Here is a 9,259-nt window from a genome sequence, read left to right on the forward strand (position 1 = left end):
CGGAGAGACCCGCCGAGACCATCACCACAAGCTCGCCGCTCGACTTGTTCGCGACAACCAAGCGATCTACGTTGAGGATCTTGCGGTGTCCGGTCTCGCCCGAACGAAACTCGCGCGGGCGGTCCACGATGCTGGCTGGTCGAAACTGGTCGGCTTGCTGGAGGAGAAGGCCGTGCGGCGTGGTCGAAGCGTGGTGCGGGTAGGCCGGTTCTTCCCGTCGTCGCAACTCTGTTCAGCCTGCGGGGTGAGAGATGGTCCGAAGCCACTGGCGGTCCGGAGGTGGACGTGCCCGGTCTGTAACACCACACATGATCGTGATCTGAATGCGGCCCGGAACATCCTGTTCGAGGGACAGCGCATCGTCGCCGCCGGGCGGGTGGAGACGGTAAACGCCTGTGGAGTCGATGTGAGACCGGCAGCCGTGCCGGCAGTCGGCAGTGAAGCAGGAACCCACCGAGGTGCGGGATGAACCGCACGGTAGGAATCCCCGTCCTTCAGTGCGGGGAGGACGTCAATTCACCACTCTGCTCGCGCTCAGTCGCGGCACCGCTCCCTCACTCGTCCTGCTCCGGTCCGGCGACCAGCTCAAGCCTGATGCGCAAGCCGCCCTGCTGGTGGCCAACCTGCCCGCGCTGGAAGCCGACCTCGAACAGGGCGTCGTCATATCGCTCAGCACCACTCACGTGCGGGTCCGTCGACTCCCGCTCCGCTGAGTACCGCTGCCCCCGATCCGGCCCGTGGTCTCCGGATGTCCTGAGCAGAGAGCTCCCGGATCTCCGCGGTGACCGAGGTGGCCAGAAGACGTCCCGCGCAAACCCGGTCCCGCGGACGTACAACGACACACCACCGGTAACGGTCCGCGTTCAACGTCGATGCCGCGGTCGGCCGCCGGATCCGCGCCGTGAACGGCGCTGGCCGCGTCGTCTACAACCTGGGCCCGGGCGTTCGGAGACAGCCTTGGGTTCTTCATAGGATGGCGATGCCACCCACGCCCCGGAGAGCCCTGATGACCCGATTGAGCCAGTCCGTTGACCGCGTCACCGCCCTGCTGGAGGGCGCGGACCTCGCGGCCGGCGCCACCGTGCGTGAACTGCTGGACCTGAGCACGCGGCGCCGCGGCCTGGACCTGTCGGATCTCTCCCCGGCCGAGCAGGCCACGCTGATCGCCGAGCGCTCCCAGGAGCTGCAGCCCTCGGTCGACGCCCTGGCCGCGCGGATCACCGAGGCCGGGGAGAAAGGGCGGCCGTTCATCGCCAAGTTCGGCATCGACCCGACCGGCCACGAGGTCCACCTGGGCCACGCGGTACCGATGCTCATCCTGAGCCGGTTCCAGCGCATGGGCCACCAGGTGGTGTTCATCGTCGGTGACGTGACCGCCAAGATCGGTGACCCCTCCGGCCGCTCGGACGAGCGCCCCGCGCTGACCGACGAGGACATCGCCCACAATCTCGCCACCTACCGCGAGCAGGTCACCGCCTTCTTCGACTTCACCCGTGCCCAGTTCCGTCACAACGGCGACTGGCTGCGCGACGTCAAGCTGCCCAGGCTGATCGAGATCACCGCCCAGATCCCGGCCTCGATGCCGTTGCAGCGTGAGGACTTCCGCAAGCGCCTGGATGCCGGTCAGGGGCTGTCCCTGGCCGAGCTGCTGTACTCGGTGGTCATGGCGCTGGACTCGGTCGAGATCGCCAGCGACCTGGAGGTCGGCGGTATCGACCAGTTCCTCAATATGCAGATGTGCAGGCATGTCATGCACATCTGCGGCCAGCCGCCGGAACTGGTGGTCGCCACCGCGCTGATCGAGGGCACCGATGGCACCGGGGCGAAGATGTCCAAGTCCAAGGGCAACTACGTCCCCCTGGCCGCTCCCGCGGGTGAGATCTTCGGTAAGATCATGTCGGTGCCCGACCGGCTGGTGGAGCCGTACTTCCGGGCGCTGAGCGAGTGGCGGGACTCCGAACTGGCCATCGTCGGTGAGCGGCTGGCCGCCGGGTCGTTGCATCCGATGGATCTGAAGAAGATCCTCGCCGGGGAGGTCACCGCGGCTGTCCACGGTGTCGAGGCGGCCACGAAGGCGCGCGAGGAGTTTGCCGCGCGTTTTTCCAGGCGCGTCTTCGGTGAGGTTGACGATCTGCCGACGATCACGGATCTGGGGCAGTCGGTCACCGATGCGGTCAGGGCGCTCGGCTTCGCCAAGAGCAACGGCGATGTCCGTCGGGTCGCCCAGCAGGACGGCCTGCGGCTCGTCGTCGAATCCGCGGGCGTTCAGGACCAGCTCCGGCTCACCGCGGATGAGGCCCGCGAACCGCTCGCGACCGTGCTCAAGGACAAGCTCCATGGCCGGGCCGGCGAGTACTACCTCAAGGTCGGTCGCAGGCTCGCCCGCATCGCCGCCGGGTTCTGACGCGGATCCACCCAGGCCTCCTGGGCGGATTGCCGGTAGTTCGGTCGTGGCTCTGTGGCTCTGTGGCTGGTATCGCCTTCTCTGGACATCGGTAACTGGTCATTTTTGGCTAGGTGGATGTGACCACTCCTCACGTTCTGTGATAGGCGTCCGTCGCGGAGCGTTCGGCTTGACGAAGGATTCAGGGGCGGCGCGGAGCGGCCGTGAGCGACCGAGGCGCCGGCCGGGCGACGAGGTCACCGGAGGTCGGGGCCGTTCCTTGAGCGTTCGTGGCTCGGCATGCCAGGTATGGGATGTGGGATCGTGCCGCCCCGGTGAAGGCAGCGCCGGGAAATGTGTGTGTCACCGGCGTCGCGGGGGCCGACAGGCGGAGCTCCCGCGGTTACAAAATGTGATGGAGAAGGTTTCCGCGCTGGAGTGGCATTGACATGCTGTGATCAAAGATCGATTCAGTCCGGGCCAGCTCGGACCATCACAGTGGGCCATGCGGGAAGTGGCACGCGGAAGTCCTTGCCGGTGCCATGACCGCTACGGGAAGCTTCGCTCGGTCACACGAACCACAACTCGCGCCGGGGGGGCGTAGGTGGACGCGTCGCATGCAACGCGACGTGGGAAGGAACTCTGCCTGCAGCAAGCGAAACGTTCGGGAGGGGATGCGGCGGCCTTTGGTCGACGCCAGCCGTTTTGTCGGCTTTGTTTTCAACGTGACCCGCCGGGGCGCCGGCTCGAAAGTGAATCCGGCCGTTTTCGGCCGGGCGATCCAGCCCGCGGTGACATATTGGTACAGCTATTCCGCGACGGTACGTGTGCCGTTTTCCGCTGATACGACTGCTGCGACTAATAAGACTTATACGACGAGAAATCGGTGGTGTAGATTATGACGGAACTGGTTGGTTCGGGTGTCGACGCGGCGGATGGCCCGCAGCTGAGCCTGGGTACGGCGGCCGCGCGTAATCTGGCGACGGTCACCAAATCCGTGCCCCAGATGCAGGAAATCTCCTCGCGCTGGTTGTTGCGGATACTGCCGTGGGTGCAGGTGGCGGGTGGTGTGTACCGGGTCAACCGTCGGCTCAGTTATCTGGTGGGGGACGGCGTCATCACGTTTGTCTCGACCGGGGCCGATATCCGGGTTATCCCCCGGGAACTCGGCGAGTTGCCGCTGTTGCGCGGGTTTGACGACGAGACGGTGTTGCGCGCGCTGGCGGACCGGTTTGTTCAGCGGGAGTTCGCTCCCGGTGACGTGATCGTGGAATCGGGCCAGCCGGCCGACCAGGTGTTCCTCATCGCGCACGGGAAGCTGCACAAGCTCGGTACCGGAAAGTACGGTGACGAGGCCGTGCTAGGCGTGCTGGCCGACGGCGACTATTTTGGCGATCAGGTTCTGGCGGGGCCGCGGGGCAGCTGGGAGTTCACGGTCAGGGCCGTGACCGGGTGCACCGTGCTGGCACTCTCACAGCAGGCGTTCCAGGAGCTGGTTGACCAGTCCGCGGAGCTGCGGGCACAGATCGAGGCGTTCCAGAGCCGTTCGGAAGTCCCCCAGAACAAGTATGGCGAAGCGTCGATCGCGCTGGCGGCGGGGCATACCGGGGAGCCCGAGCTGCCGGGGACGTTCGTCGATTATGAACTCGCGCCCCGCGAATACGAACTGAGTGTCGCCCAGACGGTGTTGCGGGTGCACAGCCGGGTCGCCGATCTGTACAACGAACCGATAAACCAGCTCGAGCAACAGCTCCGGTTGACGATCGAGGCGCTGCGGGAACGCCAGGAAAACGAATTGATCAACAACCGGGAATTCGGCTTGCTGCACAATGCCGACCGCAAGCAGCGCATCCACACCCACTTCGGTCCGCCGACCCCCGACGACCTCGACGAACTGCTCAGCAGACGGCGTGATTCCCGGTTCATCCTGGCGCACCCGCGAGCCATCGCCGCGTTCGGCCGGGAATGCAACCGCCGCGGCATCTACCCGACCGGTGCCGATATCGACGGCCACGGGGTGCCCGCCTGGCGTGGTGTGCCCATCCTGCCCTGCAACAAGATTCCCATCACTGACAGGCACACCACCTCCATACTCGTGCTGCGCACCGGCGAGGACAACCAGGGCGTCATCGGCCTGCACCAGACCGGCATCCCGGACGAATACCAACCGGGCCTGTCCGTCCGATTCATGGGAATCAGCGACAAGGCGATCATCTCTTACCTCGTCAGCACCTACTATTCGGCGGCGGTCCTCGTGCCGGACGCCCTCGGCATCCTGGAGGATGTTGACATCGCCGGGCCTCGCGACTAGTGGGAGATCCCGGGGACGCTCGGCGAACGCCGCCATTCGAGCTACCAGAGTTCTATGTCCCCTATCCGGCACGGCTGAACCCGAACCTGGCGAGAGCTCGCGGGCACAGCAAGGCATGGGCCTACGAGATGGACATGATTGACGTACCGCAGCACGGCACCGTGATCTGGTCCGCGGACGATTTCGACGCACATGACTACGCCCTGCTGTGCGCGTACACCCATCCGGACGCGACCGGGCCGGACCTTGATCTGGTGACCGACTGGTATGTCTGGGTGTTCTATTTTGACGATCATTTTCTGGAGCTTTACAAGCGGACTCGGGACACGGCCGGCGCCCGGGACTATCTCGACCGGTTGCGGGCCTTCATGCCCGTGACCGGGGAGATCACTGAGACGCCGGACAATCCGGTGGAACGCGGCCTTGCCGATCTGTGGGCCCGTACCGTCCCGGCAAGGTCACCGGACTGGCGGCGTCGGTTCGCGAACAGCACCGCGAACCTGCTGGATGAATCCCTGTGGGAACTCGCCAACATCAGTGCGGACAGGATCGCCAACCCCGTCGAATACATCGAGATGCGACGCAAGGTCGGCGGAGCACCCTGGTCGGCGAATCTGGTCGAACATGCCGCGGGTGCCGAGGTGCCCGCCGAGATCGCCGCGACCCGGCCGATGCAGGTACTCAGGGACACGTTCGCCGACAGCGTGCACCTGCGTAACGACCTGTTCTCCTACCAGCGCGAGGTCGAGGACGAGGGCGAGCTCAGCAACAGCGTGCTGGTTTTCGAACGATTCCTCGGCTGCGACACCCAGACCGCCGCCAATCTCGTGAACGACCTGATGACGTCCCGGTTGCATCAGTTCGAGCACACGACGTTCACCGAGTTACCCCCGCTCTTCGAGGAGCGGGGCGTTCACCCGCGGGCCAGAGCGGACGTTCTTGCCTATGTGAAAGGGCTACAGGACTGGCAGTCGGGCGGGCACGAATGGCATCTGCGGTCGAGCCGATACATGAAGGGCGGCTCCCCGGCCGCGGCCGGTGTGCTCGATGGCCCGGCGGGCCTCGGGACATCAGGGGCACGCATCGTCTCGTCACTGGTCTCGACCGCGCCACGGCGGCTGAGCAGCTTCACCCACATCCCGTACCAGGTCGTCGGGCAGACCAGGCTGCCCGACTTCTACATGCCGTTCGCCACCAGGCGCAGCCCGCGGCTGGATGTCTCGCGGCGCCATGTCGTGGCGTGGGCTCGCCGGATCGGGATGCTGGACCCGGTGCCCGGGATCTGGAATGAACACAAGATCAGGGCGTTTGACTTCGCGCTGTGTTCGGCCGGGATCCATCCGGATGCCACTGCCGATCAGCTGAATCTGACCACGGACTGGCTGGCCTGGGGAACCTACGGGGACGACTACTATCCGGTGATCTTCGGCCGGACACGTGACCTCGTCGGCGCGAAGGCGTGCACCAGGCGGCTGTCGGAGTTCATGCCGGTGGAGCCCACCGACATTCCCCTCTCCGTCGTCCCCGTCCCCGGCAACGCGCTGGAAAGAGGTCTGGCCGATCTGTGGGCCCGTACCGCGGGGCCCATGACCGTGAGCGCACGCCGTGTGTTTCGCGGCGCCATCGAGAAGATGGTTGACAGCTGGTCGTGGGAACTGGCCAACCAGTTCCAGAATCGAGTGCCCGACCCGATCGACTACATCGAGATGCGGCGCAGGACATTCGGTTCTGATCTCACCATGAGCCTGGCGAGACTGGCCAGGATGGCCCACGTGCCGACACTGCCACCCGAGATCTTCCGGACTCGACCGATCAGGGCCCTGGAGAACGCGGCCGCGGACTACGCCTGCCTGCTCAACGACATCTTCTCCTACCAGAAGGAAATCCAGTTCGAGGGTGAGATCCACAACTGCGTTCTCGTTATCCAACGCTTTCTTGACCGCGATCGTGAAGGCGCGGTCGCGGTCGTGAACGATCTGATGACCGCTCGGCTGCGCCAGTTCGAACACATCGTTTCCAGCGAACTGCCCGTGCTTTTCGACAGTTTCGCTCTGGACGCCGACGCGCGCGGCGCACTGTGTGGATATGTGACGGAACTCCAGAACTGGCTGGCCGGGATCCTCCGCTGGCATCAGGGAACACGCCGGTACGAGGAATCCGAACTGCGACGCCATGGGGCAGCTGGGACACCGCCTTTCGGCGGCCCCACCGGGCTGGGTACCGCGGCGGCCCGGCTTCGGGCCTGACGCGGCACGCTCAGAAACGGGGAACCTGGGGCCGGCCGGTGGATCCGCTCACCCCAGGTTCCCTACGGAGGTAGCGGACAACGTTCGTCGCACTCGGTTACCCCCTGTCCTCCGCCGCCGGCCGGGCTTTGCGGACAGTGTGGGTGGCCCGGGTGGTGGGGCCGCTGGCAGGTTGGATGATCGACGGTGGGGCGGGTTACGCTGATCGTCGCAGGGTGGTGCCGGCAGGTGACGGGGGCGGTGTGGACGACCAGCGAGAGCATGCTCCGACGGCTGGTTGCGGCCCGGGGCCCGCCGTCCCGTCTGTCGACGGTGCTTTACGCGCCTGGGCGGTGGCGCATGCCCGTACCGTAGGACACACAGGTGATCATGGTGGTGTGCCGGCGCTGGCTGACGGTGCGCTGCCGGCCGGTTCGGCTGGATGGTGGGACGAGCCGTGGGTGCCGGGTGACGTCGTCGTCGAACCGCCGGTCACCCTCACCGGCCACACCAGCGGGGTCTTGTCGGTGGCGTGGGCGACCGGGGCTGATGGCCGGCTGCTCCTCGCCACCGCCAGCTTCGACGGGACGGTGCGGGTGTGGGATCCGGCCACCGGCCGGGCCCTGCACACCCTCACCGGCCACACCACCTGGGTCTGGTCGATGGCGTGGGCGACCGGCACCGACGGCCGGCTCCTCCTCGCCACCGCCAGCCACGATGCGACGGTGCGGGTCTGGGATCCGGCCACCGGCCGGGCCCTGCACACCCTGACCGACCACACCGACTGGGTCAAGTCGGTGGCGTGGGCGACCGGCGCTGATGGCCGGCTGCTCCTCGCCACCGGCGGCGTCGATGGGACGGTGCGGGTGTGGGATCCGGCCACTGGCCGGGTCTTGCACACCCTCACCGGCCACACCACCTGGGTCTGGTCGGTGGCGTGGGCGACCGGGGCTGATGGCCGGCTGCTCCTCGCCACCGCCAGCGACGATCGGACGGTGCGGGTGTGGGATCCGGCCACTGGCCGGGTCTTGCACACCCTCACCGGCCACACCACCTGGGTCAGGTCGGTGGCGTGGGCGACCGGCGCCGACGGCCGGCTCCTCCTCGCCACCGCCAGCCACGATGCGACGGTGCGGGTGTGGGATCCGGCCACTGGCCGGGTCTTGCACACCCTCACCGGCCACACCGGCCCGGTCCTGTCGGTGGCGTGGGCGACCGGGGCCGACGGCCGCCTCCTCCTCGCCACCGCCAGCCACGATGCGTCGGTGCGGGTGTGGGACCCGGCCACTGGCCGGGCCGTGCACACCCTCACCGGCCACACCGGCTGGGTCACCTCGGTGGCGTGGGCGACCGGCGCCGACGGCCGCCTGCTCCTCGCCACCGGCAGCGACGATGCGTCGGTGCGGGTGTGGGATCCGGCCACTGGCCGGGCCGTGCACACCCTCACCGGCCACACCGGCCCGGTCAGGTCGGTGGCGTGGGCGACCGGCGCCGACGGCCGGCTGCTCCTCGCCACCGCCAGCGACGACGCGACGGTGCGGGTCTGGCCGGTGACGGCATCACCAGCACCACCGCGGGCACCGGTCACCCTCGACCCGGCCGGATCCCGGCTCCACACGGAGACGGTCGGGCTGCTCCTGCTAGGCGCCGGCGGACTGTGGCCGCCACTGGCACTCCTCCACGACCTTGCCACACTCACCGGCAGCACCCCCACCAACCCAGCCAACCCAGATCACCCGGATGATCTGGGTGATCCGGGTCGCGGCATGCTGTACGACCCGCGGCTCCACACCCTGGCCAACCACCCCGGGATCCGCCGGCTCCGCGCCCTGGCCTGGCCGCCGGCCGCCCGGGTCGGGTTCGCCGCCCTACTCACCGCCGACCAGCCCACCGACCCGACCTACCTCCCCCCGCCAGGCAGCACCCCCACCGGCCAACACGCCATGCTCCGCACCGCCCTCCACAGCCCAACCACCCAGCCCACCCCAGCCCCGGCCTCTCTCGACCGGCTCACCGCCGCCGCCGACCGCATCACCCCCCGCCTGACCACCCTGCTCACCCTCATCGGCCCCCACGCAATCACCACCGACCCGCTGCTTCCCCTGCGACTCCACGACCGGGCAGCCACCATGCCCCCCCTCACCCCCGCAACCCTCACCCTCCTCGCCACCACCACCCTGACCACGGCCACCAGCCGGGACCACGCCGCCACCCCGATGCCCCACCCCGGCAACGCCGGCATCACCCACCACGGCACCATCACCACCCTGCTCCCCTCCCAACTCGCCCTCCCCCCCACACTCTTCACCCCCCCCCTGCCCCCCGGGGGACCCCTCCACC

Annotated in this window: 6 protein-coding genes; 5 read left to right on the forward strand and 1 reads right to left on the reverse strand. The window is 67.7% G+C overall.

What is annotated here, in order from left to right:
* Positions 1-64 precede the first annotated feature (64 nt).
* Complete coding sequence (locus MJ797_RS19290; RefSeq protein ID WP_239337521.1) at positions 65-469, forward strand: transposase; 405 nt, start codon at positions 65-67, stop codon at positions 467-469.
* 85 nt (positions 470-554) lie between these two features.
* Here the strand turns inward: MJ797_RS19290 and MJ797_RS27050 are convergent, their stop codons facing one another.
* Positions 555-683, reverse strand: a complete 129-nt coding sequence (locus MJ797_RS27050; protein WP_255739211.1) for a hypothetical protein — start codon at positions 681-683, stop codon at positions 555-557.
* 323 nt (positions 684-1,006) lie between these two features.
* On the opposite strand from MJ797_RS27050, the gene tyrS reads away from it, so the two are divergent.
* The 4 genes from tyrS to MJ797_RS27195 form a co-directional block, all read left to right on the forward strand.
* A complete protein-coding gene (gene tyrS / locus MJ797_RS19295) occupies positions 1,007-2,404 on the forward strand; it encodes a tyrosine--tRNA ligase (protein WP_239337418.1) in 1,398 nt (465 codons plus the stop codon).
* Between the two features lie 877 nt (positions 2,405-3,281).
* Positions 3,282-4,694 (forward strand): family 2B encapsulin nanocompartment shell protein, encoded by a 1,413-nt coding sequence (locus tag MJ797_RS19300; protein WP_239337421.1) that lies wholly within the window; start codon positions 3,282-3,284, stop codon positions 4,692-4,694.
* Positions 4,694-6,940, forward strand: coding sequence for a family 2 encapsulin nanocompartment cargo protein terpene cyclase (locus MJ797_RS19305; protein WP_305039788.1), 2,247 nt, complete (start codon positions 4,694-4,696; stop codon positions 6,938-6,940). Before MJ797_RS19300 ends, MJ797_RS19305 begins: the two co-directional genes overlap by 1 nt.
* Before the next feature lie 377 nt (positions 6,941-7,317).
* On the forward strand, positions 7,318-9,259 hold a 1,942-nt coding region (locus MJ797_RS27195; protein ID WP_305039789.1), incomplete at its 3' end, for a WD40 repeat domain-containing protein.

This window comes from Protofrankia sp. CiP3 (assembly GCF_917627345.1).
GTDB lineage: Bacteria > Actinomycetota > Actinomycetes > Frankiales > Frankiaceae > Protofrankia.

Coding starts and splice junctions, on each gene's coding strand:
- MJ797_RS19300 (WP_239337421.1), top strand. CDS start 3,282: ATGACGGAACTGGTTGGTTCGGGTGTCGACGCGGCGGATGGCCCGCAG.
- tyrS (WP_239337418.1), top strand. CDS start 1,007: ATGACCCGATTGAGCCAGTCCGTTGACCGCGTCACCGCCCTGCTGGAG.